The sequence below is a fragment of the Verminephrobacter eiseniae EF01-2 genome, from assembly GCF_000015565.1.
GTDB classification, from domain to species: domain Bacteria; phylum Pseudomonadota; class Gammaproteobacteria; order Burkholderiales; family Burkholderiaceae_C; genus Acidovorax; species Acidovorax eiseniae.
Genome location: NC_008786.1, coordinates 4,070,032 through 4,092,580, shown reverse-complemented (window position 1 = coordinate 4,092,580; position 22,549 = coordinate 4,070,032). Strand labels below are relative to the sequence as shown.

The 22,549-nt window shown below is 62.4% G+C and carries 20 protein-coding genes; 16 read left to right on the top strand and 4 right to left on the bottom strand.

Annotation, left to right across the window (positions count from 1 at the left end):
* The first annotated feature begins 26 nt into the window (after positions 1-26).
* The 9 genes from VEIS_RS29880 to VEIS_RS29870 all read left to right on the top strand — a co-directional run bounded on the left by VEIS_RS29880 (position 27) and on the right by VEIS_RS29870 (position 7,703).
* Positions 27-590, top strand: coding sequence for a type 4 pilus major pilin (locus VEIS_RS29880; protein ID WP_011811404.1), 564 nt, complete (start codon positions 27-29; stop codon positions 588-590).
* Between the two features lie 36 nt (positions 591-626).
* Positions 627-1,745 (top strand): hypothetical protein, encoded by a 1,119-nt coding sequence (locus VEIS_RS17910; protein WP_011811403.1) that lies wholly within the window; start codon positions 627-629, stop codon positions 1,743-1,745.
* 37 nt (positions 1,746-1,782) lie between these two features.
* Entirely contained in the window at positions 1,783-3,024 is a 1,242-nt protein-coding gene (locus VEIS_RS17905; RefSeq protein WP_011811402.1) for a hypothetical protein, read from the top strand.
* Positions 3,025-3,135: 111 nt separating this feature from the next.
* Positions 3,136-3,831, top strand: coding sequence for a type IV secretion system protein (locus tag VEIS_RS17900; RefSeq protein WP_011811401.1), 696 nt, complete (start codon positions 3,136-3,138; stop codon positions 3,829-3,831).
* Complete coding sequence (locus tag VEIS_RS17895) at positions 3,828-4,646, top strand: TrbG/VirB9 family P-type conjugative transfer protein (RefSeq protein ID WP_011811400.1); 819 nt, start codon at positions 3,828-3,830, stop codon at positions 4,644-4,646. Before VEIS_RS17900 ends, VEIS_RS17895 begins: the two co-directional genes overlap by 4 nt.
* A gap of 177 nt (positions 4,647-4,823) precedes the next feature.
* Positions 4,824-5,936 carry a TrbI/VirB10 family protein gene (locus VEIS_RS24915; RefSeq protein WP_049773955.1) on the top strand — a complete coding sequence of 371 codons (1,113 nt, stop codon included), beginning with the start codon at positions 4,824-4,826 and terminating at the stop codon, positions 5,934-5,936.
* Between the two features lie 23 nt (positions 5,937-5,959).
* On the top strand, positions 5,960-6,322 hold the full coding sequence (locus VEIS_RS29875; protein WP_198137891.1) for a hypothetical protein: 363 nt from the start codon (positions 5,960-5,962) through the stop codon (positions 6,320-6,322).
* Positions 6,282-7,283 carry a phage integrase N-terminal domain-containing protein gene (locus VEIS_RS17880; RefSeq protein WP_049773954.1) on the top strand — a complete coding sequence of 334 codons (1,002 nt, stop codon included), beginning with the start codon at positions 6,282-6,284 and terminating at the stop codon, positions 7,281-7,283. Before VEIS_RS29875 ends, VEIS_RS17880 begins: the two co-directional genes overlap by 41 nt.
* A 69-nt stretch (positions 7,284-7,352) precedes the next feature.
* On the top strand, positions 7,353-7,703 hold the full coding sequence (locus VEIS_RS29870; RefSeq protein ID WP_198137890.1) for a hypothetical protein: 351 nt from the start codon (positions 7,353-7,355) through the stop codon (positions 7,701-7,703).
* Here VEIS_RS29870 and VEIS_RS17875 read toward each other — a convergent pair.
* Positions 7,632-8,417, bottom strand: coding sequence for a nucleotidyl transferase AbiEii/AbiGii toxin family protein (locus tag VEIS_RS17875; protein ID WP_232287960.1), 786 nt, complete (start codon positions 8,415-8,417; stop codon positions 7,632-7,634). The genes VEIS_RS29870 and VEIS_RS17875 overlap by 72 nt on opposite strands.
* Positions 8,418-8,609: 192 nt before the next feature.
* Entirely contained in the window at positions 8,610-9,017 is a 408-nt protein-coding gene (locus VEIS_RS17865) for a DUF6088 family protein (protein WP_157048577.1), read from the bottom strand.
* Positions 9,018-9,373: 356 nt separating this feature from the next.
* Here VEIS_RS17865 and VEIS_RS17860 point away from each other — a divergent pair, with 356 nt between their 5' ends.
* From VEIS_RS17860 to VEIS_RS17835, 6 genes are all read left to right on the top strand, one after another.
* Positions 9,374-14,521, top strand: a complete 5,148-nt coding sequence (locus tag VEIS_RS17860) for an NACHT domain-containing protein (RefSeq protein WP_232287738.1) — start codon at positions 9,374-9,376, stop codon at positions 14,519-14,521.
* 265 nt (positions 14,522-14,786) lie between these two features.
* Entirely contained in the window at positions 14,787-15,326 is a 540-nt protein-coding gene (locus VEIS_RS17855; protein WP_011811393.1) for a YcbK family protein, read from the top strand.
* A 339-nt stretch (positions 15,327-15,665) separates the two neighbouring features.
* Positions 15,666-16,646 (top strand): DUF932 domain-containing protein, encoded by a 981-nt coding sequence (locus tag VEIS_RS17850; protein WP_041950157.1) that lies wholly within the window; start codon positions 15,666-15,668, stop codon positions 16,644-16,646.
* A 212-nt stretch (positions 16,647-16,858) separates the two neighbouring features.
* Complete coding sequence (locus VEIS_RS24910) at positions 16,859-17,182, top strand: hypothetical protein (protein WP_011811390.1); 324 nt, start codon at positions 16,859-16,861, stop codon at positions 17,180-17,182.
* 25 nt (positions 17,183-17,207) lie between these two features.
* A complete protein-coding gene (locus tag VEIS_RS17840) occupies positions 17,208-17,588 on the top strand; it encodes a hypothetical protein (RefSeq protein ID WP_157048576.1) in 381 nt (126 codons plus the stop codon).
* Entirely contained in the window at positions 17,585-18,046 is a 462-nt protein-coding gene (locus VEIS_RS17835) for a thermonuclease family protein (RefSeq protein WP_011811388.1), read from the top strand. The genes VEIS_RS17840 and VEIS_RS17835 overlap by 4 nt, the downstream gene beginning before the upstream one ends.
* Positions 18,047-18,099: 53 nt before the next feature.
* On the opposite strand, the gene VEIS_RS17830 is transcribed toward VEIS_RS17835, so the two are convergent.
* Positions 18,100-19,989 carry a helicase-related protein gene (locus tag VEIS_RS17830; protein ID WP_011811387.1) on the bottom strand — a complete coding sequence of 630 codons (1,890 nt, stop codon included), beginning with the start codon at positions 19,987-19,989 and terminating at the stop codon, positions 18,100-18,102.
* A gap of 309 nt (positions 19,990-20,298) precedes the next feature.
* Here VEIS_RS17830 and VEIS_RS17825 point away from each other — a divergent pair, with 309 nt between their 5' ends.
* The gene (locus VEIS_RS17825; RefSeq protein WP_011811386.1) at positions 20,299-21,828 is read left to right on the top strand and encodes a recombination directionality factor; all 1,530 of its coding nucleotides are present in this window, start codon (positions 20,299-20,301) and stop codon (positions 21,826-21,828) included.
* A gap of 67 nt (positions 21,829-21,895) precedes the next feature.
* On the opposite strand, the gene VEIS_RS17820 is transcribed toward VEIS_RS17825, so the two are convergent.
* The gene (locus VEIS_RS17820) at positions 21,896-22,537 is read right to left on the bottom strand and encodes an AAA family ATPase (protein ID WP_041950153.1); all 642 of its coding nucleotides are present in this window, start codon (positions 22,535-22,537) and stop codon (positions 21,896-21,898) included.
* Positions 22,538-22,549 lie beyond the last annotated feature (12 nt).

The window sequence follows — 22,549 nt, the reverse complement described above, 5'->3', positions numbered from 1 at the left end:
TCACCGGTTCATCAAAGGAGTTGTCCATGTCCCCATCTCCCGCTCACCAGTGCGCTTTGAGCCAGCGCGGCGCCAAGGGCTTTCTCAGTCTCGAAATGGGGCTGGTGCTGCTCGTGGTTTCGATCGCGATCGTCTCGGCCGTTCTGTACTACCGCGACAACCTGCGCAAGATCGCCATCAACGACTCGACGCAGCATATCCTGGGCAGTGCGGCCAACCTGCGGGCCAAATATGGCCAGACCAACCGCTACGGGGCCGTCACCACGGCCTTGGCGGTGCGCTCGGGTGCGATCCCGCAGACGCTGCGTGATGGCACGGCCGCAACCGCCACGAACAGCTATGGCGGCGCGGTCACGGTGGCCCCGGCATCGCTCAATGGCGCGAACGATTCGGTGGTGATCACCTGGCCCAACGTGCCCACGGCGCAGTGCTCGGACATCGTGAGCAACGCCGAGCGCGAGATGCGCCAGGTCGCCGTGGGCTCGAGCACCGTCAAGCCGAACAACGGCGCCCTGGATATCGATGCGCTGGAGACCGCCTGCGAATCGGCGTCGGCCGTCGCCATCCAGTTCTGGGTCGGCCGTTCCTGATCGGCCGCCAGATCCAACCCTCAACCAAGGAAGTCCATGAACAAGGATGCCCTGCGCATTGCAGCCAGCACTGTCCTCGTGTCTTTGCTCGTTGCCTGTGGTGGTGGCGGTGAAGGCCCCGGGAACGTCATCACGCGCCACGAGGTGTTGCCCGCCAGCGATGTGACCGTGCTGGCCGGCGCGTCGGTGCCGCTGCGCGCGAGTGCCGAGACCTTCGGCCCGAAGCTGCGCGCGATGGTCTGGTCAAGCGCTGCGGCCACGGGCGACACCGCAGGCAGCCTGAGCATCGAAGATGCGGCATGTGCCCATGGCGCGCTTTCTGCGCGTGATGTGCCAGGCAGCACCGGCCTGAGCGTGGGCTCGGGCATCTGCGAGACCAGCGCCCGCGTCCCGGCCAACGCCGAGGGCCAATTCACGATCTCCAGCACGGTGATGGCGGCCGATGAAACCCGCAGCGCCGCGCGGATTCTCGTCAACGTGCTGCCCAAGCCCAGGGTGGACTACGACTTCACGCTCGCCGCGCGTGTCGATGGTCATGCCGATGGCACAGTGGCTCTGAACCGTCCGCTGCGCATCGTGGCCGACGTGAAGTTCGACAAGCCGATCCCCGCCGCCGCCAAACTTGAGTACGAATGGTCGTTCCTCGTCGGGGGCGGCAACTTCACGTCCGGCAGCGGCCTGGCTCTGAACGGCAGCGAAGTCACGCTCGTCCTGCCGGCGCAGGGCCTTTACGTCATGCTCGTCAAGGCCAAGTTCACCCATGGCGCCGAGGTCAGGACCAAGACGGCGACGGTCACACTGAATGCCGAGCCCGCCTCGGCGTCGAGTGCCCAGCGCCAGCTCGACTTCACGGTGTCGGCCGCCACGGCCCAGCCCGAGGTGTTCGTCGGCTCGCCGGCGAATCTGCGCGCAAGCTACACGGTCTCCTCGGCCGTGGCGACGGGCAAGCCCAGCTTCAAGTGGAGCCAACTGTCCGGCCCCAGAGCCGCTTTGTCGAACCCCGCGCTGGCTTCGGTGTTCGTGGTGCCCGGCGAAGCCGGAACGCTCGTGTTTGTGGTGGAGGCGACCATCGCGGCAGGCGCCATCGAGGAAACCAGATCCTCGGCGGTCACCGTGCGCGCGAATGCCGTCAGGGAACGGGGCGCTGGCGGATAAGCGGTGCTGGCCGGGGCGTTTTTTTGTGGAGAGTTCGATGCCTTCCAGATTCCAACAGCGCCACCGCGCGCGGGGCTGGTTCCTGATCAGTGCCATGCTGGGGCTGACCATCCTCTCGCTCGCGGCGCTGTACCTGTTTCGCGAGCAGCACGCGAGAACCCAGGCAGCGCTGGCGCAGGTGCAGGCCGATACCATCGGGGCGATCCGCACTGCCGCAGAGATCCTGGTGTTCGAGCACTACGCGGACTACCAGCAGGGCAATGGCCTGACGCGCGGCAGCGTGAGCCTGGCCTGGGGCAATTCTCCGGGCCAGGCGCTGCGGCCCACCGTGGCGCAACTCGCCCAGATGAACCTGGGCATCGATGGCATCTCGGATGTGGGCAGCTACCAGTCTCTCGCCCAGGCCGGCTACGACATCTCGATCCAACGCGCGCCCGCAGGCTGCGAGCTGTCGCCCCATGGCGTTGACTGCAGCATTACTGGTCTGGTCTGCACGGACAGGCCGGTGAGGGATTTGAACGACCGCGCTGAAGTCGATAGCTTCGGCATCGGCAAGATGCTCCTTCGCATCGGCGGCAATGCCGGCACGAGTGTGCTGGGCGGCACGGGCGAGATCATCGGCAGCGGCGGCGGCTGGAGCCAACCGAACCCCATCGCGGGCGCGCCTGCCGGCATCGTCTGCGCCCGCTTCGGCTATGGCGTGGCCGAGTATTGGAACTTCCTGCGCGTGCGCGACACCCGCGACCCGCAGTTCATGAACGACGTGACCTTGCGCGGCGCGCTGCATGTGCGCTCCACCGCTGTCCAGGGCGCCACCTGCACGACGCCGGGGATGGCGCTGTGGGGCCAGACCGAGGGCAAGCCGGTATGGCTGCAATGCTCCAATGGCCTCTGGCAGCCTGGCAACGGCTTGGCCTATGCCGCCGAGGGCGACTCCTGCGCCGAGGATGCGGACTTCGGGCTGACCACGGGCAACGTGGCACTGGTGTGCTCGAACGGCAAATGGGTCTCGCAGGCGCAGATCGGCTTGCGCAGCGCCGCGTATTACCAGCACGGCGCCACCGTGCCCCATCCTGCTTGCCGCGCGGGCCTGTCACCCTCGGCGGTGCTTGCAGCGGTGTCGGCGTCCAACATCATTGGCGCGAACAACACCGGCAACAACACCGGCAGCTTCCAGGCCAACATCGACCCGTCGTGGCGCGTGACGATCACCGGCTCGGATGGTGCGCCAGCCGGCAACAACGCGATGGCGCTGGTTCTGAGCTATTGCAATCCCTGATTCAATTGATCCGGTTTTTTCTGCCGTCCAGGCATACCGGAACGGAAATGCAGCGGGTTATTGCGCTCATTCGTTCCTGCAAGGAGGGCAAGGGCCAGAAAAATCACCCGTATGAAACCGAAAGGCAGCAGGCTCGCACCGCCCGATCATGTTCCAGGCCCCATGGAGCAGGCGGCGGCGCAGGCTTACTTCGAGCGCGGCTCCAGCCAGGCCATGGGCGCGCTCTATTGGCGCATGACGGCCATCGTCTGCCTGCTGATCGTGCTGGTCATGGCTGCGCTGGCCACCGTCATCGCTTCACGCCAGGAAGTGGCCGTGATGCAGGTGAGCAAGGATATGTCCGGGGAGTTGCAAGTCGTCGGGGTCGCCCGCGCTTTCAGCCCGGATGAGGATTCCAAAATGGCCTGGGCCGCCAGCTATGCCCAGACCCTCACGGAAGTCACCCCGGCGATCTGGCGCCGCAACGTGGATCGCTTGGTCAGGCTGTCCACTGGAGTGGCGCTCGATCAGGCGCGCTCGTACCTGCACCAGCAGGATACGAACCCGGCCGCTTTGCTCGACAAGAACCCGCTGTACGTGCGCGAGTTCCATCGCAAGTCGGTGAACAAGGTGACCGACGACACCTACCTCGTGCGCTACGACCTGGTATCGCGTCCGCAGCCGAACACGGCGCCATCGACGAAGTCCTTCTCGATGTCGCTGACGCTGACCTCCGTGGGCCACAAGAGGCGCGAGGACGTGTTCAACAACCCCGCAGGTCTGGCGGCGCTGAACTTCTCCATCTCCGAGGAAACGGGCAACCAATGAAACTGCGCACCTTCGCCATCACTGCATCTGTTCTGGCTGGCAGCGCCCTGGCGCAGGCCGCGCCCGAGAGCGAAATCTCCGTGCCGATCCCCGGAAATCTCGATCCGCGCATCGTGACGTTCGCCTATACGCCCGATGTGGTCTATCAACTGCCGGTGACGGTGGGCATGCACACCCACATTCCTTTCACGGCCGATGAAGAGCTGTCGGAGCCGCCCTCGATCGGCGAGAAGGTGCGCTGGCGGCTCGAAGGCAATGAGAAGAACATCTACATCAAGGCGCTGCAGCCGGGGGTGCGCACCTCCCTGACGCTGGTCACCAACAAGCGGACATACCAGTTCGAGCTGATCGCCACGACAAAGCCGAACGAGCGCATCCAGAAGGCGCAGTTCACCTACCCCGATGAGCAAGCCGGCATCCAGATGGCCTGGCGCAACAAGACCGAGCGTGCCGCCGAGCAAGCCGCGCAGATCGAGCGCCACCGCAAGGCGCAGAACCTGTCGGACGCCCCCATGGACGCCAGCCAACTGGCGTTCTATTCGGTGCGCACGGACAACACGCAGTACCAGCGCATGCATGTCTATTCCGATGGCGTCAAGACCTGGATGCGGCTGCCCCCGGGAGTGCAGGACCTTCCGGCGGTTTTCATGGTGGACAAGGACCAGCGCGGCCGTGAGCAACTGATGCCGGTGAACTACACGGTTGCCGATCGCGAAAACCTGCGCGACCGGGACGTGATCATCATCGACCGTACGGCAGCGCTGTGGATGCTGCGCATCGGCCAGTCCATCGAGGTCCGTGTGGCACGCGATTGAGGGCGCTACGACATGCAGCAGACCCCCCACTTGCCACCTCCTGGCAGCAATCCGCTGGACATGGATGAAGACATCGCGCGTCCACCAGCGCCTCCACAAGTGCCTCCACCAGGCCGCCAGCCCAACCCCAGGGCCGAGCTTCCTGCCGATGACGGGCATGAGGCGCTGCAGCGCGGGATGCCAAGCCGCCATCTCAAGACCTGGGCCGTGGCCATCTTCGGCACCGTGGTCATCATCGCGCTGCTCTGGCCGCGCCAGCCCCATCCGGGTGGCGGCTCCAAGGTTGCGACTATCCCGAATCAGGACATCGCCGATGAGCTTGCGCGCCGCGTCCCCGCAGCGCCAGAGATGCGCGTCGACGAGCCGAAGGCCCCGCCTGCGCCGGTCGCCAAGACGCCCGAGCAAAGGGATGACGCCGCCGAGCGCATGGCGCTGATCCTCGCCTCGCCGATGCGAGCTGATGTGGAGTTGCGAAACCACTCTGCCGGGTTGCAGCCGTTGCGTGGCTCTGGTGCAGCGGGGCCGCCCGATGATTCAACCCTGCTGCGGGACATGCTGGCTCGGCAGGGCGAGGCGATGCGCTCCCTCGGCGAAGAAGGCGCTGCCCAAGGTCAGGGCAAAGGCCAGGGTCAGGGCCTGCACGACGATTTCCTCAAGGAATCCCGCGAGCGCAAGATTGCGCCTGCGCTGGGCATGGAGCCTGCCCGGGCTGCGCACACCCTCTACGAGGGCACGCTGATCCGCACGGTGCTGACACGCTCGCTGCGCACCGATCTGCCCGGCCGCGTGACGGCCAAGGTCATGAGCGATGTGTTCGACAGCGTGACGATGGACACGCTGGTGATTCCGCGTGGCTCGGAGGTGTCCTGCACCTACCAGTCCGGCTTGCTGGTCGGCCAGGAGGTGGTGCTGGCGGCGTGCGATCGCTTGCGGCTGCCCAATGGCAAGAGCTTTTCGCTCACGGGCACCCCTGCGGGTGACTTGCAGGGCGCGTCCGGGTTGCCCGCCGATGTGAACAACCATTTCTGGAAGATGTTCAAGACCTCGTTCATGCTGGGCGCGGCATCGCTGCTGCTGCCCAAGGATGAGCGCCAGATCTCGATCGACACCACCCACGGTGCCTCGCAAACGGGCGGCAGCATCATCGGCTCGGCCCTGCACGACACGATCGGGCAGGTGCTCTCGCGCAACACCAAGATCGCGCCAACCGGGCATGTGGAGATCGGCACACCGTTCACGCTCACGATCGCGCGCGACGTTGAAATGGAGCCGTACCAGGGGCGCGAATGACGAAGATCGTGAGATCGCTTCCGATGACCATTGTCTTGTCGGCGGCTGCGGTGTCGATGTTGTCGGGCTGCGGTGCGCTCAGGAATTTTGTCGAACTGTTCCGAACCGCCGACCATTCGATGCGTTTCGTCCAACAGGTGCCTGGCCCCGTCTCGGTGGCTTGGCGCAATGAGCGCGGCGATGTCTGGCTGGTGCCCAAGAGGGATGTTTTGATCGAGCAGATTCGCACGGACGCAGGGCCTGCCGATTGGGGTCCCTACGGCGCCTATGTCGTCATCCGTGGGCACCACCGGGGCATCCGCCTGCTGGTCGATGGCCGTTGGTGGGATTTGCAGGTTCCCGAAGATGCCCAAAGAATTTCCTATCGGCACGAAGCATCTCGTTAGCCTGAAGGCTTCGGCCCGGGCGCTGGTCAACAGCCATGCCGGCAGGCGCGTCAACGGGGCGGTGGCCTCCATTCGCACCCGGCAACTGACGCTCGATGTGGTGCACTCGGCCTGCGAGCGCCTGTGGGCAATGGGCTATCAGTTGCGCGATATTCGCCAGTTGTCGCGCACGCATGTGCAGGCGCTGGTTCGGCACTGGATGGCCAATGGCTACTCGCTCAAGACGATCCAGAACCACATCAGCCGTTTGCGCCGGGTGGCCGAGTGGATCGGCAAGCCCGAGATGATCACGCATCGCTTCTTGCAGCAGTTGTATCCCCACCTGCCGGCCGACGCCTTGTCCGTGAAAGTCGATGCCACGCGCTCCAAGAGCTGGAGCGAGCGTGGTATCGATGTGGTTGCCAAAATCCTGCAGGCAGACGCGCTGGACTTGCGGTTCGGCGCAATGCTGCGGCTGGGCGTGACTTTCGGGCTCAGGCGCAAGGAGCAGCTACGGGCCAGGCCACATCTGATGGATGCAGGGACACTGCTGTTGATCCGCCAGAACATGGCCAAGTCGGGCAAGGATCGCGATGTTCCGATCGAGCATCCATTCCAGCGGGTGTGCCTGGAGCATGCCAAGCGGCTGTGCCAGAGCAGGGATGATTTCCTGGGCTGGCCGGAGCGCAGCTACGAGCAGAACGTCGAGCGCTACAAGTACCTGATGAAGAAAATCGGCATCACGGGCCGTGACAGCGATTGCGTTGGCCACGGACTGCGGGCCGAGTATGCGGAAAACATTGCCCTGTTGCATGGTCTGGTGCCGCCCGTGCTGGGCGGGCGGATCTCGCAGATCGACGAGGCATCGCGCTTGCAGATCCAAAACATCGTCGCGCGCAACATGGGCCACCACAGGCCCGAGGTCACCTGCGCGTACTACGGGCAGTTCAGGAAGGAGCCTGACAGCGGCTGCGGGGGGTGAGGCGGTGCAGTCCGGTTGGCTTCGATCCGGCTTGGCTCTTCGTGCCCGTGAGTTGCCACGCACAAAGTGATGGCCCGGTGTCTCGCGGGCCGGCCAGCAGGCTACAAACTTGGCCGCACGCTGGCGCAGGAAGTCGCCGCCTGTCTGCTGGGCGGCCACGGCATCCCGGCTCCGGTCGGCCTGGCGGCTTACAAGCGACTGCATGAGCGCGGTGCCTTCGGTCCGCCACTGCCCTCGCAGGCGATGATCGAGGAATGGGATGTTCGAGCCTCCGAACTCGATGCGGTGATCTGGTGCGAGATGGCCTCGTCACCGAAGGCAGCACGCGCGGTGATCGGGCAGTTGGAATCACCATCGACCGATTCGGTGCGCTGGCGCTCTCCAGGAGCAGCCCGCCAGCGTGAACTGAGTCTGGTCTGATACGAAAGCGTCGAATTGGGCAGCGAGATCCGGGCTCGCCTTGGCGAACTTCATGGCCAGCAAGAGCTCGAGGCCGGGATCGGCGACGAACTCCGGGTGTTGGTTGGCGAAGGCGGCCATGTCCTGCCGGACGGCAGCGTCCACCAGTTTGGCCAGGCCCGCACCGTCCTCGGCGAGCTCGGGGTGGACTTGCAGCAGCCGGCGCGCGTCGTAGAGGTGGCGCACAAGCGAGGAATCCCCATCGGCCTCGCACCCGAGCGCCCGGGCAGGATCGGAATGCCTGGCCAGCAGCATCGAGAGTCGGCGCGGAAAGCTCACGAGTTTTTCCGTCAATGCTTCCTGCAGGGCGATGCACTCGACCTCGAACGGGTCGGTGTAGGCGCCGAGAGCCAACTTGTCGAGCAGCAGGCCCACCAGGCGCTTGTCGGGCTCCAGACGCAGCGGGCTGTGGTTGAACTCGACGAGCAGATGCCCGCGCAGCGCCGCAGGCTTGGAGAAGGCCGACTCGTAGGACACGTCCAGGCGCGTGTAGGCGTTGGCGTTGCGCGACCTGCGTTCCACCGAACCTTGGCCGAACCTGCCGGCTTGCAGCGCGTCGATCGCGGCCTTGGCGAAGTCGCCCAGGGCGGCTCGCCTCTTGCCGTTGGAGAGCACCATCGTCTCAGGAGTGGGGACGAGCTTGTAGTCCACATCCTCGGACATCCGGTCGAGGATCCCGTAGGCCTTGGACAGGCATGTGCCCCCGCAGAAGACCCAAGCGGAACGGGCTGTCGCGCCCGACCCTCTCGATCAGCCGCATGGCTGCGAGGATGTGGGCGTCTTTTTCGAGGGCGTAGGGCGGCAGCAGTTCTCCGGCTTCTGCGGCGAAATCGACGATCTTCTCGATGTCGGCGGCCGGCAACCTCCTCAACGCTCGAACCTCACCGTTTTGCTTGCAAAGCCGATCTTGCGGCGCACGCGTGAACTGCCGACGCAGAGCGCGTCGCCCATGGGCATCTGGGTGGAGCGGCCGGCCATGTAGGTGGCCGCAGCCGAGCTCGGCTGGGCCTGCCCCCCGAGCTTGGCCAGCGCTGCGGCGCCGACCTCGATCAGTGGAGCGACTGGCACCGGGTTGCCCGTGATGCTCGACTTCTTGGCCTTGACGTAGATGCCATACCCCGCCTTGACCAGCAGGCCCTTGGCGATGATGCCGCGCAGGGCGCGCCCCACTTGGTCGTAGCCGCCGAAGCGGTCGAATTCCTTGCGCAGGAACACCTTGGCCTCCGAGCGGGAGAGGCTCGATTCGATCCTTTCCTGGAGAGTCATCGAAGGCATGGAGGACAACCTTGTGCGTGGCATACAGCATGACCCCGCGTAGCCATCCCCAGCCGTGCTCGAACTGGCCGCCTTCTTTCAGACCATCGGCGCAGACGGTTTTTCCAAGGCTGTTGCACAGCAGGCCATTTTGAGGACATGACCATGCCAGTTTGGTATGGGGTAGAGCACATGTGGCAAATTGAGAATTAGTGCCTGTAGATTGCAAATTATGTTGTGTGAATACATCTGATATGCTTGCTTGGCTTGCAGCCTTGGGCGCCTCGGCCCAGCCTCGATGGGCGTTTTGATCATGCTCACACAGCACACGCGCCAAGCATTATCGAGTGCTCCCAGTTACGGCAAGTCCGCCCATCATGCATCCACAAAAATATCGACCCAATGGTGAAGAAGCAATGAATAAACCAGATTCAGAAGGCGATCCCCTTGCACCAACTGGCGACAGACAAGGAACGAGCACTGCTTCTAGCGGACCGGCAGGCGCCCATTTTGAAGGCCAGGTAGCAGCGTTCTACCTGCTCGCCATGCTCAGTGGGGCTCAGGCGTGTGGCCTGCCCGGAGCCACGATCAAGCGGGTTGCCCTTCAACAGGCGAATATCGGCCACCCACTCGACGATGTCATCGTTCACGCAACCGATGGTTCTGGCAAACCTGCGGTACTGGCGATTCAGGTCAAGCGCACGATTTCGTTCAGCCCTTGCGATACAGTTTTTCAGGAGGTTGTCGGCCAGATTGTTGAGACTGTGGGTCAGCCTGACTTTTGGTCGATGCAGTACGAAATGGCGATTGCCACTGCGAGGAGTTCCCGCAAGATCGACGGACCATATCAAGATGTACTGACACGGGCGCGGCAGATTGGCGACGCAACAACCTTCATGGCGCAGATCAAACTTGCGGGCGCTGCGAACGCTGACATGCGCGCCTTTGTCAAGACGTTCCAGAAGCACCTGAAAGACAAGGGCTCACCTCACGATGAAGAAACGATCTGGAAGTTGCTACGCCGTCTTCAGATTCTCACATTCAACTTTACTGCACCAGGCTCTGCGATCAAGGAACTCGCGCGGGAGCGCGCACTCCACACGCTACATGCCGACGATGCCTCCCGAGTTGACGCGCTTTGGGGAAACCTTGTTGAACTCGTCATCAGCGTGGCCACGAACGGTGGCGACAAAACCCGTACCACTCTTCTGGAGTCATTGAGGGGGTTCCGGTTTGTCGGAGACCGGCGGCACGCAAATGCCCGCGCCGCTCTCGCTGAGATCGCCTGCTCGGCGCTTGCCGACATTGACAATCGGGTAGGCAAAGTCGTCCTTGCGCGACATGAGCGTGTTGCGGCAGTGCACGAGGCACGCGGCTGTGGGCGTTACGTCGAGATCCGTGGCGACGCTGGCGTGGGCAAGTCTGGTGTTCTACGTCAGGTCGCCGAGTCTCTACAGACAGAGGGCCAGATTCTCGTTTTCAGTCCCGGCCGATGCATTCCCCGTGGATGGTCTGCCATGCGCGCTCAGATCGGGTTCGACGGAACACTGCGTGAGCTTTTGGTCGAGCTTGCGAGTGATGGTGGTGCCGTCGTGTTTCTGGACAACCTCGATTCCTTTAGCGACGAGGAACGCCTCACGGTCAAGGACATCCTCCGAGAGGCCGCGAAGGTCCCAGGCGTGTCGATTCTTTCAACTGCAAGAACTGACTTTGGTGTCGATGAACGCAGTTGGTTGCCGGACGAAGCTCTTGAGCTTCTGGGGCGGACATCGCCAATATCAATCGATGAATTGAGCAATGCAGAAGTTGAACAACTCAGAACGAACGATCCTGCGTTGATACCGTTACTCGGCGACAACCATCCCGCACGGAAAATCACCAGAAACTTGTTTCGGCTTGCGCGTCTCGCAAGCCAGAAGGCGACTGATTCTTGGCCACGTACAGAAGTCGAAATGGCCAATCAGTGGTGGGCCACAGCCGACGGCCAGTCGGACGGATGGCGGGATCGAGCCCGTTTGCTACGCAACTTGGCACAACAGGCACTTGTTGACTCCGATATTCTTGATGTTAGTGCGCAGCCTGCCCAATCAATTGAAGCGTTGGTTGACAGCGGAACATTGCGCAAATTGCCGGTAGACCGTGTGTCTTTCCGCCATGATGTGCTGCGCGAGTGGGCGATTGCATGCACGCTGCATGAAGATGCCAGCCTGATCGACGAATTAGACCTGAAGCGCTCTGCAACCGCAGTGCTTGCTCGCGGCATGGAACTGGCTGCCAGAATGGCGATTGAGCGGGCCGCAGATGGCATTGCATGGCGCAATCTTCTCAACCGCTTGAGTGGTGAAGGCATCCACAAGTCATGGAGACGTGCTGTACTACTCGCGCTTGCCCGTTCTGAAGCGGCGGATGCCATACTCCCGCTGGTTCAGCCAGTCCTGTTTGCCGACCACGCATTGCTGCTTTGTGAGCTCATTCGCACGGTGATGGTCGTCGATGTCGTTCCAGCCTCGAAGGCGTTTGCCGCTGCGGGTGTCGATCCCGCTTTCATACCTCTCATACCATCTGACATGATCCTGCCGAGGGGCCCTGCTTGGATCGCTCTAATCCTCTGGCTTCTAAACGTCGGCGATGGCGTTCCCGGCGAAGCGATTCCAGAGGTGGTTGACTTATACAAAATCTTTTCGTTCGCGGTTGGTTCACACGGATTGATGACCATAACACCACCCATGACACGACAGTTGTATCGCTGGCTCAGGTTGATGGAACCGCGAAGTGCATTGCCTGAACCAAGTGAAGGGCCAAAATTTTGGAAAAACCTCGGGAACGACCAAGTGCAATCCTTGCAATCGGCTCTGCGAAGCAGTTTCTTCGCGTTCGCACGCACAACACCGGATTTGGCAGCCGAATATCTTCAGGCGGTGGCACGCAGCGAGCACAACGATGATCTTGTCCGAAGCATCCTGACGATGAGCGGAACCTTGGCACAAGCAGCACCTGCTGAACTGGCCCGACTGACCGAACAATGGTTGATTCAGAAGCCGCGACCGCGCCATCGGCGCTCTGGCTACGAGCGTGTAGAAGCCTTTACGTTCGTCGATCATGAATTTTTGCCAGCCTCTCCAGCACAAGGGCCGTTCTTCGAACTGCTGGTGAATTCTCCAAAGGATGGGCTCGCACTCATCCACCAGTTGGTTGGGCATGCTATTGCGCACGACAGCCAAGGCCGCGATGCCGAAACCAACGTAATTACGCTTGTGTATCCAGATAGTGTGCGAATCTTCCCTTGGACAGAAACCTATCGCTGGTCCAGAGGCAGCTACAACACCATAACGTCAGCACTGATGGCGCTAGAGGCCTGGGCTCATCGCCGTATCGCAGCCGACGAACCGTTCGAGACTGTTCTCAACGATGTGCTTGGACCACCAGGATCGTGCGCGGCCTATCTGCTCGTAGCGGTGGATCTGATCATTTCGCATTGGCCGAAGTCCGAAGCATCAGCCACAGAGTTTCTCGGGTGCCCGGAACTCCTGAGCCTTGACCATACGCGACATGCCTACGATCGGAGACCGGATCTCTCTGGGCTGCCGCCCGAACCACAGGGCGCAGTTAGCGCTGCCGAACTCAAGAAGCGAGTGTCGAGGCGCACCACGCTCAGTGGATTGATCAGGCACTACGCATCGACTGCACCAGAGCAACGGAACAAGCTAACGTCGCTACTGCGTGATGCGGCTGACCGATTGGGGCCGGTCGGCACCCAGGCCAACTTCAGTGACCCTGAGTTCATGGTCCGGCATGCATTGAACTTTGCTGATCCAGCAAACTGGCACGAAGACGATGCAGAGCACGAGGATGGTTCGACGGTGAGTGCCCGCCAGTACATTTCACCAGCCTCGGAACAGAACCACCTTCAAGCGCTGAAGAACGCTGCAGCAGATAAGCGTTCGGACCTCGAAATGCAATGTGCGATTACTCTTGCAATTGACGATCCTTCCCGTTTCTCGTCGGAGCAACGGCTCGCTGCGGTAGCGTGGGCGAGTGGTCCGACACCGGAAGTTACATCAACAACGGAAGATGACGGGGATGATAGTTTGTCGCGTATGCGGCGGGTAGCGGTACTCGCCGCCGCCATGATCACCATCCGAGATGGGGATGAGAACTTGCGGACACAGTATGGTGAATGGGCATGTGCGCAATTGAAGGACGCACTCAAGTCCAATAATGACGATATCGCGCTTCAAATTCGGGGTGGCCTTCGTTCCAGTCCGATTGCAATTGCCTACGCCGGCTTGTGCTACGCACTCGCGCGCCAGAAAACATCGGACGGTGTTCGAGCCTTGCTTGAGGTAGCAGCAGTGGGTCGCCATGCGGCCGCTCATGGTTTCGGTGTAGCAGTTGATGCCCTCCATGCGGTCGATGAGAGATTGCCCTGCTCACTCCTGCGATGCGCTCTCCGCACATGCATTGCGCCTGTCCGCAAACGGAGCCTCTCTGACGAGGAGAAATCAGCCCATGCAGCGCGGCGCAAGGCCGCAGCAATGGCTGCCATCGACGCTGAAATGGCATGGCTGGAAGGAACCGGGCCGGAACCACAGTGGCCCACCTTTCCAAAAAAGCGCGCCCAACAGGTCTACCACCAAATGGCGGCGCTGTGGCTTCGGCAAGTGCAGACGCTCGGCGACGCAGCCAAGTGCCCGTGGCTGCGCGATGTGTTCATCACCTACATATCGTGGACGATTGAAGCCAATGGTGGTGAATTGTGTGACGAAGAAGAAGCTAACAACCCACCCGCTGAATGGAACGACGTGTTTTTTGCATTGGCAGCGCGTTGCGTGGTCAGACTGACTTCAACTGAGGTCTCGAACCTGGTCATAGAACCGATTGCTGCACTACCGGACCAGAACTTCTTTGATGTTCTCGCCTGCTTCTTGCGCAGCGTGGACGAAGTCTATTTTTGGGGATGCGACGTGCAGACATCAGTGGCTGTCGAAATCCGATCGGCACTTGCGGATCGCATGCTGGCCAGCAGGGAATGGAAATACCTGAGCGGAAGCAGGGATCTGCGCATTGAAAGACACATCGGGTCAGCGATTGCCACGTTATTCTTCAACAGTCATCACTCTCTACAAGGCACGAAGTGCTATCTCCGTCAGAAGGGTGTAGAACGAATCGCTCCGTTCCTTCCGATATTGGATCGACTAGCTCAGTCCGGCCCGTCTCCTTTCATCGCGCTCGTACTGCTGAATCTCTTGGAAGTAGCACCGCGTGCTGAGCATCTTGGCCTGATCGTGCAAACAGGTAAGACTTGGCTTGACACATACCCTGACTTCCGGTTATTTTGGATTGACCATGAAATCGGCAAGCGATGGTGCGAAATCACCAAGAGAATTTACATCCAGGACTCTGCGGCTGCAAGGACTGACACGGCTACTTACTCAGATATTGGGAACATCGTGGCAGAGCTGATTCACCTCGGCGTACCCGAGGCAGGTCAGTTGGAAGAGTTGCTTAGCAGTTCACAGAAGTGACATCGACGGTAGAGGATAAGTGCTGAAACCACCTCAGCAAAGCATTCTTGTCGTGCTAATTCAGCGAGTTGGTGGCCCATGGTTACCCCTATTGACACCTGCCAAGGTCATCAAGAGCTTGCATCGCGTCGTCTCCTCTCGCGTGGGACAGCTACCGCAACGGCAGTCTTCGGGGCAGTCTTCGGATAAGTCCGTTTATGAGTCGGGCCATGAATACTGCTTCATTCAAGCAGCCCCGTGATCGGTGGTTTTTGAAAATCCCCCCATGAACAGGCGACAACTCTTGCGCCAGGCGGCAGCATTGCCGGCAATCTTGGCCTCATCCGTTGGGGCGCAAGGGGATTTCTGGCGCCAGCCCCGATCCATATGGCTGCAACGCATGACGCACTTGGGCCGTGAAGAGGTCAAAGCCGTGTATTTTGCGGACGGCCGGGTGGTCGCCGATGGGTACCTGGCGGCTTGCCGGCTGCTGCGCGACGTGCGGGCAGGCCAGGCGGTGCAGATGTCGGTGGTGCTGCTGGACATACTGTGCGGCATCCAGGGCTTCTTGCGGGCCTACGGCCATTCGATTCCATTGCTGACCACTTCAGGCTATCGCAGCCCGGCAACGAACGCATCCATCGAGGGCGCGGTGCGCAGCAGCATGCATATCCAGGGCCGGGCCTGGGATGGGCGCATGCAGGGCGTCCCCGCCGACCTCCTCGCCCGGATCGCCACGTACCTCCAAGGCGGCGGTGTGGGCCTGTACCAGGGGCGTGGGTTCCTCCATGTGGATGATGGACGGCTGCGCTTCTGGCGCGGTTAGCCGGGTTCGGTGGCGCCCGATTTCCGGAATCACCGACCAAATTTAGCCGGTCGAAAGCCGCAGTTTTTCAAGGAATATTCCCAACCAGCGCAATCCGGCGCCTGGGGAAAATGACCTCGCCGGTCATCCGGCAATGCATCGATCGCATTCGATTGCATCCCCGGCCAAGCCATTCGGGCCGGGGCGCCCCGGTTTGCATCGCTGTCGGCACCGTGATTCCCTCGTGCTGGCATTGCCAACCCATGTCGGTAGATTTTTCCATGGAACCCCTTCCCATGGAAAAGCCTATCGGGCTTGCTCTTTCTCAACACCCTTTTGGGGGAATTTTGGAGAGTAAACATGGCACACGAACTGAGTTTGAACATGCTCGGCGAGGCTGAAATGGCCTATTGCGGAGCCAAGCCCTGGCATGGCCTCGGCCAGGAGGTTTGCGAGGGCGCAAGCCTCGATGAGTGGATGGACCAGGCGCGCATGAACTGGCGCATCCTGCGCGCCCCGGTGCAGTACACCAACGCCAATCTGCACGACTTCCCGGAGCACCATGTGCTGTACCGCAGCGACAACGACCTGCCGCTGTCGGTCGTGTCGCCGCGCTACAAGATCGTGCAACCGAAGAAGATGCTCGAGTTCTACCGCTCGCTTGTCGAGCGCGAGGGCTTTGCCATCGAGACCATCGGCAGTCTCAAGGGCGGTCGTCGCATATGGGCTCTGGCGCGCACCCACATCGAAAACGACGTGCTCGGCAGCGACCGGCTCAAGGCCTACGTCCTGCTGATCACCTCTTGCGATGGATCGCTGGCCACCACGGCGAAGTTCACCTGCGTGCGCGTAGTCTGCTGGAACACGCAGGCCATCGCCTTGAACGAGTCGGGCAAGCAGGTCAAGGTGCGTCACAACACCGCGTTCAACCCCGATGCAGTCAAGGGCGAAATGGGCCTGATGGGCGCGAAAGCGTTCGACGCATTCTTGGGCAAGATGCGCAGCCTGACCCGGGTGAAACTGACCGAGCCTGATGCCCAAGGCATCGTGGCGTGCCTGCTTGCCAGTCCGATGGACGAGCGCAAGGGCGTCGAACACAAGGGCATCGAGCAGACCAAGGGTTTCCAGAAGATCATGGCGCTGTTCAACGGGGCGGCCCAGGGCGCGCACCTGCCGGGCGTGCAGGGCACAGCCTGGGGGCTGCTCAATGCGGTCACCGAGTATGCCGATCACCATGCGCGGGCGCGCAATCCCGAGAACCGTCTGTACAGCCAGTGGTTCGGCGTCAATGCCAATCTCAAAGAAGCGGCGCAATCGTTGCTCTGCGAAATGGCCGACTGATCAGGAATCCGAAGGATCCCCTGCCGCGAAAGCGGTGGGGGTGATTTCTTGTCGCGCGTGCAATGTCTTTCGGGCCATCGCTCATTGACCGATCCGCCAAGAACCGATCTGCCAAGAATGGGCATCCATGCTGACGAGAGGCCATGGCCTGTCGCCAGCAGCGTTGCTGAACTCCTTGTCACACCGCCATTGCGGCAATAGGAGAAAGTCAAATGTTGCAGATTCTTGAAGCACTGGAAATCGGCCCCGTGCCATCCGAAGAAAACTGCGCCCAGGCGGGCGATGAGGATTACCAGAAGAAGGCGCGCGCAGAATGCCGGGCATATGCCCGGCAGGTCGAGCGCCATTACCCGGTACCCGAAGGCGCAAATGTCCAGGTGAAACGCTTCCCGCATGATTTCGGGTGCTATTTTGAAGTGGCCATCAGTGGCCCGGCCGAATGGGTTCATGAGGTCGAGGAAGACCCCAAGCGGGCATTGCGCAACTGGGACGAACAGGCGCGAAGTGCCTTGGGATTGGAAAAGATCGAACCCTGAAATCTGAAATCTGACAGGTTTCGAAATGGCATTCGTGCCATTTCAAAGCCCGTCGGGCCCCATGCTTTATCAACTCTTGAGTGGAGAAAGCATGAAAAAGACAAGCTCCCTTGCCGTGCTCAAAGAACGTCTTTGCCTGGCGGCGATGAGCAATTGCCGCGCGGGCGGCCAGCGTGGCATCAATATGCTGGCCCTGGCGCAATACGTTGGGGTTTATCGTGAGGATTGCGACCTAGAAAAAGTCCTGTGCACGTACATCAGGGACAAGATCGACGCGCGCCATGCGCGCCACTTTCTGATCTGGATGAGCGCGCGGGCCGGCCATGCCGACGAACCGGCAAGGCCGCCGCCGATGGGCATCCCCAAGACGCAGCAGCGCGCAGTGGAATTGCAGGTGCAGGGATGAAACCCTGCATCATTGCGGCGCTGCTGCACTGCATGGCGGCCGTGGCATCTGCGGCGACGGGCCGGGTGGTCGGTGTCTCCGATGGGGACACCATCACGGTGCTGACAGCGGCCAAGGAGCGTTTGCGCATCCGTCTTGCCGAGATCGATGCGCCCGAGTCCGCACAGGCTTTCGGTGCACGAGCCAAGCAATCCCTGTCCGGGATCTGCTTTGGCAAGACGGCCACATTCACCCGCGCCAGCACCGACCGGTACGGGCGTGTGGTCTCGCGGGTCTATTGCGACGGTGTGGATGCCCAGACGCACCAGGTGGAGAACGGCTTGGCCTGGGTGTATGACCAGTACGTCCAGGACCGGAGCCTGTATCGCATTCAGCGCCAGGCCCAACGCGACAAGCGCGGGCTGTGGAGCGATCCCAGGCCGATTGCACCGTGGAACTTCCGGCGCCATGGGTCGTAGTGGCGGTGGCGGGTTTCCCGGTGGGACAGCCCGTCGGCAAACCTGTCCCCGCGCTACACCCCTGCGGGCTTGGTGAAATCCGCCACTTGCAGGCGCGGCAGTTTGAAGGTGGCGCTGGACTGGCCCGACTGGAGATCGCCGAGCACATCCCCGAAGCCGCGAAGCTCCATGTCGCGCTCTGCCAGCGAGAAGCCATCGGCATGCTGGCAAACGGCCCGCAGCCGCAACTCGGTCAGCTTCGACGGCTTCTTGTCGAGCATCATCACGAAGTGGGCCTTGCCGCCGTTGCGCGCCAGCCGCCCGCGCAGTTGGTGCAACTGGGCCACGGCGAAGCGATCGGCGCCGCTGACGACCATCAGGCCAATGTCGGGCACATCGACGCCGACCTCCACGGCCGTGCTGGCAGCGATGATCGGGCGCTCGCCGCTGGCAAACGCCTTCAGGGCCGATTCCTTGGCATCACGGCCCATCTGTCCGTGCACGACGGCCACCTTGCCCTGGAAGTGCTTGTCCAGCCGTTCGCCGGCAGCGCGCACCGTTGCGCCTTGGCCGTCCACCTTCGGGTAGAGGAAGACAACCTTGTGGCCACGCTGCAAGTGGGCATGGGCCAGCGCAACCACTTTGCGCCGGCTCTCGGGCATGGCGATGCGTGAGACGATGGTTTTTTGCACCGGGCAGTTGACGATGCGCACCTGCATCCAGCCGTCGAAGATGGCCAGGGCCAGCGAGCGCGGGATGGGCGTGGCGCTGGCCTCGATCACATGGGTGTGGCCGCGCGCGAGCACGGTGCGCTGCGCCACCGAGAACTTGTGCTGCTCATCGACCACCAGGGCCTCGAGCTCGAGATGCTCAGCCCGATGGAACAGGGCCTGTGTGCCGATCAGCATCAGGCTGTCATCGGGCACATCGCCGCTGCCGGCCATCACCAGGCAGGGTTGCAGTTGCGGAAAGCGCGCCTGGGCCTGGGCGTGGATCTGTCGGGCCACCAGGTCGCTGGGAACGACCACGGCAACGCGCTTGCCGCTGGTGCTGGCGATGGCCGCGAGCGCGAGCAGAAACACCAGGGTCTTGCCCGTGCCCACATCGCCATTGAGCAGGATGCGGGCGCCCCGCCGGTCGTTGACCTGCAGGCGAATGGCGTTGAGCGCCCGGCGCTGATCCTGGCTGAGCGTTTCCTTCTGCGCGGCCACGAGGGCGATCAGGTGCTGGTCGATGTCGTAGGGGCAGGGCGCGGCGACCACCCGACTGGCAACGGCCGCGCTGCGGATCTCGCGCACCACGCAGGCGCGGGCGATGGCAAGCGCCGTGTCGCCGGCACGCAGTGTGGCTGGCCGGTGCAGGTCTTGCAGCAGCGCGCGGGCCGTGATGCCGTGCTCGTGCAGCACGGACTCGATGGGCGCATTGCCTTGCAGCAGCAGCGCCGCCTGATCCAGACTGCCCTCGATGCCCAGCGCGGCATGGACTGCGCACCGGATCTTCTGGCCGGAAATCCCGCCGGGCACGCCGACATACTGGGGCTCGATGCAGCCGGTGACGGCCGCGAGCGTGGCGCCGTGCAGGCTCGTCGGCCCGTTTGCCAACGGGCGCGCGCAGGCTTGCAGCACGATGGTCTGATCGACGAGCGCGGCGAGTTCCTCGATGCGCGCGCCGAAAAGCCGAACGCGCATCGCGCTGGCGTCGGCAAAGTCCACCGTCAATTCCACCGAGTGCGCAAATCGCGCAAATCGAGCAAAGGGGCTGCGCGTGGCTTGCCCATCGGCGTTCAGACCACGGCAACGGACCAACTTGCCCTGAAAAAGCGCTGCGCGCTCCGCTGGCGCCCGGTGAATGCGCTCGTGCGCACGGGTTTTATCGATGTAGGTCTTGGGCAGGCACAGCAGCGCCTCGGCCGCATTGCGGCAGCCGAGACAGGGTAGTGCGAAAAAATCGGCCCGATCCCCCATGCCCAAACCATACACCAGACAGAGCGTGATTCAAGAGCGATAAATCATGCCTCGAACAGACAGGCATTCGCACGGCCGGCGATCCATGGCCGCATGTATCGTTGCAGGCAATGCAGTCTTTATCGGTTTGGCGGCTGTGGACGGCGCGCTCGCCCTGACAGGCGTTCATCTGGCGCCAAACCCATAAAAGAAAAAAGAAGGTGCTGCACCATCCTGTTTCGACTTCCAAAGCCGCGCATGTGGCAGTGAAGTTCGCAGTCGATACCGAATGCGAAAACCCTTCATGCGGGAAACCGCTGGAGTACAAGGATGACATCTTTTCTGTCCGACATGGTCGCAAGGCAATCGGCCGGGTTTTCCATCTCCGGAAAAATCCGCGCCGGCATCAAGGTTCCGACCAAGAGGACCTTGGACAACCCGAGCGCCATGGAGATCGTCGCGCGCGTGAAGAAGGGGGAAATCTCCTTTCAGAATGCGCAGGCGGAAATCCTCAAGAAGACGGGTCTCAAGAACCCGTTTTATCCGCGCAACTCGCGCTGCTTCTTTGCCCATCCGTGGGACATGGAAAGCGGCAAGATCGCCAGCGATCAACTGCTCAAGCTCTATGGCCAGGTGCGCGATGGCGATCCCGAGCCGCGCCTGTATCGCTTCCCGGTGGTGTTTGCCGACATCCATCGCGGCGGGATCGACGCCGCCCTGGGCTCTGGCCTGGCCGTGCGCGGTGGTGGTGCCCAAACCATCCACTACCAAAGCCGGTATGGCGACGATGGGGTGCGCCGCTGCGTGTACCTGCCGCCCGTGGTGCCGAGCAAGGACGCGAGCCGCAAGCAGTTCTCGCGCCGCGAGTTCGTGGTGCGCGGTGTCTGCGACACCGACCTGTGCCCGCAGTTCGCCTCGGGGGAATGCCGGTTCGCCGGCACCCTGCGGTTCTACATCCCTGGCATGCCTGGCGCAGGCCTGTACTGTCTGGAAACGGGCAGCACGCAGGCGGCGTCGGAGATATACTTGCGCCTGAGCTCGCTGCTGGACGAGTGTGGCTACCTGCCGAACTTCATTCCGGACGGGCGCCCGGTTTTTTGGCTCACCAAAGCCTTGAAGAACAGGGTGTACTACGACGAGGAAGGCAATCAGAAGAAGGGCGAGCAGTGGGTGCCGGTGCTGGAAACTGAAATCGACCTGACCAAGGTGAAGATGCTCCGGGAACACAAGCGCATGCTGCTGGCGGCACCTTCGGCACAACCGGCGGTGTCCGGCCTGCCGGCCGCGTGGGTGATGCCCGATCCGCAAGAGGCCGGCGCTGGCCACTGCGCCGCCGAGTCCGCCTGCCAGGTGGACAACGATGGTGTCGTGCTGGAAGGCGCGCCGGAACAGGTGACTGCTTCGGATGCTTCGGATGCTTGGCTTGTTGCCACGGCCGCTGCCGACGCCGGCGCGACCACTGGTGCCGCCACGGAGGCCAGTGCCACTGGCGCATCGCATGGCGTTGCAGTGGACCTGCTGGCCAAGGCCAGGGACATGGGCATCGAGCACAAGGTGACGGAATGGGCCGCGCTGCGCTACGGCGCTCAGTGGGACAAGGAACTGGCAGGCACTGCGTTGGAGGGTTTCCGTGCCATCCACTCGCGATTTGGCCAGCACACCGGCTCCTTCCTCGATCTGCAGATCCGGCTGCTGGCCAACGACATCCCGTTCCAGAAAGTAGCCCTGCCGTATTTCAAGGCGAAGTTCGGCGGCATTGGGCTGGGCGCCAACCTCGCAGCCATCATCGCGCACCTGGATGAACTGTTGGATCAGGGTCCGTCCGTGGCGCGCTCGTTCATGCAAGCCAACGGCGTTTGACCGTAAAAAAATAACCCCCCGCTCTCCATGATGGAATGCGGGGGGGTTTCTTTTTTGGGGGGTGGTTTTAGCGCGATGCGAATACTGTCTCGCTGAAAACCACACGCTGGCGCTGAACCTGGGTGGCCAGGGCGGCGATCGTTGCGGCCACTTGTTGCGGCAAGCCCAGGTTGGGGATTTCCAAGGTGCGCATGTCGGTGCGTTCCTGGGCTGCCTCGATGACGGCCCCCAACTGCCGGTCACGACGGCTCTCGGCGGCATCGGCGCCCCACTTGCGGCGGGTCGTTTCGCTGCGGGCGGCCAGGCGTTGCATGCGCTCGGGATCGGGGCATGTCAGGTGGATCAGGGTGCATCCGGCCGGCAGCCCCATGACCTGGTAGGGCTCGGCGGGAAAGCCGTCCACGACCAGCGGCACATGTGCATTGTGCTGCCCGATCTCGCCATGCAGGGCGTCAACCAGCTTGGCGGACATGCGCTCGCCCGGCTCGTGGGCTGCCAGCAGGCGCAAAAAGCGCAGGGTGAAGCCATCGGGGATGCGTCTGCGCCGCAGCAGACGGCCGAGATCGCCCAGGCTGATGTGGCGGTAGCCATGGGGCACCAGGGCTTGCCCGATGGTGGATTTTCCCACTCCGTGCAGGCCGATGAGGAAGATCAGGCAATGGGCCATCGATGCACCGTCCTGGCGCTCATGGCCTGCGCCCACAAGCATTCGCGTCGCGCA

Bases quoted from the DNA above. Each gene is read 5' to 3' on its own strand.
- VEIS_RS17840 (WP_157048576.1), top strand. From the start codon at position 17,208: ATGGCATTCGTGCCATTTCAAAGCCCGTCGGGCCCCATGCTTTATCAA.
- VEIS_RS17825 (WP_011811386.1), top strand. From the start codon at position 20,299: ATGACATCTTTTCTGTCCGACATGGTCGCAAGGCAATCGGCCGGGTTT.
- VEIS_RS17880 (WP_049773954.1), top strand. From the start codon at position 6,282: ATGCCCAAAGAATTTCCTATCGGCACGAAGCATCTCGTTAGCCTGAAG.
- VEIS_RS17895 (WP_011811400.1), top strand. From the start codon at position 3,828: ATGAAACTGCGCACCTTCGCCATCACTGCATCTGTTCTGGCTGGCAGC.
- VEIS_RS17850 (WP_041950157.1), top strand. From the start codon at position 15,666: ATGGCACACGAACTGAGTTTGAACATGCTCGGCGAGGCTGAAATGGCC.
- VEIS_RS17830 (WP_011811387.1), bottom strand. From the start codon at position 19,989: ATGGGGGATCGGGCCGATTTTTTCGCACTACCCTGTCTCGGCTGCCGC.
- VEIS_RS24910 (WP_011811390.1), top strand. From the start codon at position 16,859: ATGTTGCAGATTCTTGAAGCACTGGAAATCGGCCCCGTGCCATCCGAA.
- VEIS_RS29875 (WP_198137891.1), top strand. From the start codon at position 5,960: ATGACCATTGTCTTGTCGGCGGCTGCGGTGTCGATGTTGTCGGGCTGC.
- VEIS_RS17835 (WP_011811388.1), top strand. From the start codon at position 17,585: ATGAAACCCTGCATCATTGCGGCGCTGCTGCACTGCATGGCGGCCGTG.
- VEIS_RS17860 (WP_232287738.1), top strand. From the start codon at position 9,374: ATGCATCCACAAAAATATCGACCCAATGGTGAAGAAGCAATGAATAAA.
- VEIS_RS24915 (WP_049773955.1), top strand. From the start codon at position 4,824: ATGCCAAGCCGCCATCTCAAGACCTGGGCCGTGGCCATCTTCGGCACC.
- VEIS_RS29870 (WP_198137890.1), top strand. From the start codon at position 7,353: ATGGCCCGGTGTCTCGCGGGCCGGCCAGCAGGCTACAAACTTGGCCGC.
- VEIS_RS17905 (WP_011811402.1), top strand. From the start codon at position 1,783: ATGCCTTCCAGATTCCAACAGCGCCACCGCGCGCGGGGCTGGTTCCTG.
- VEIS_RS17820 (WP_041950153.1), bottom strand. From the start codon at position 22,537: ATGCTTGTGGGCGCAGGCCATGAGCGCCAGGACGGTGCATCGATGGCC.
- VEIS_RS29880 (WP_011811404.1), top strand. From the start codon at position 27: ATGTCCCCATCTCCCGCTCACCAGTGCGCTTTGAGCCAGCGCGGCGCC.
- VEIS_RS17900 (WP_011811401.1), top strand. From the start codon at position 3,136: ATGAAACCGAAAGGCAGCAGGCTCGCACCGCCCGATCATGTTCCAGGC.
- VEIS_RS17865 (WP_157048577.1), bottom strand. From the start codon at position 9,017: ATGCCTTCGATGACTCTCCAGGAAAGGATCGAATCGAGCCTCTCCCGC.
- VEIS_RS17910 (WP_011811403.1), top strand. From the start codon at position 627: ATGAACAAGGATGCCCTGCGCATTGCAGCCAGCACTGTCCTCGTGTCT.
- VEIS_RS17855 (WP_011811393.1), top strand. From the start codon at position 14,787: ATGAACAGGCGACAACTCTTGCGCCAGGCGGCAGCATTGCCGGCAATC.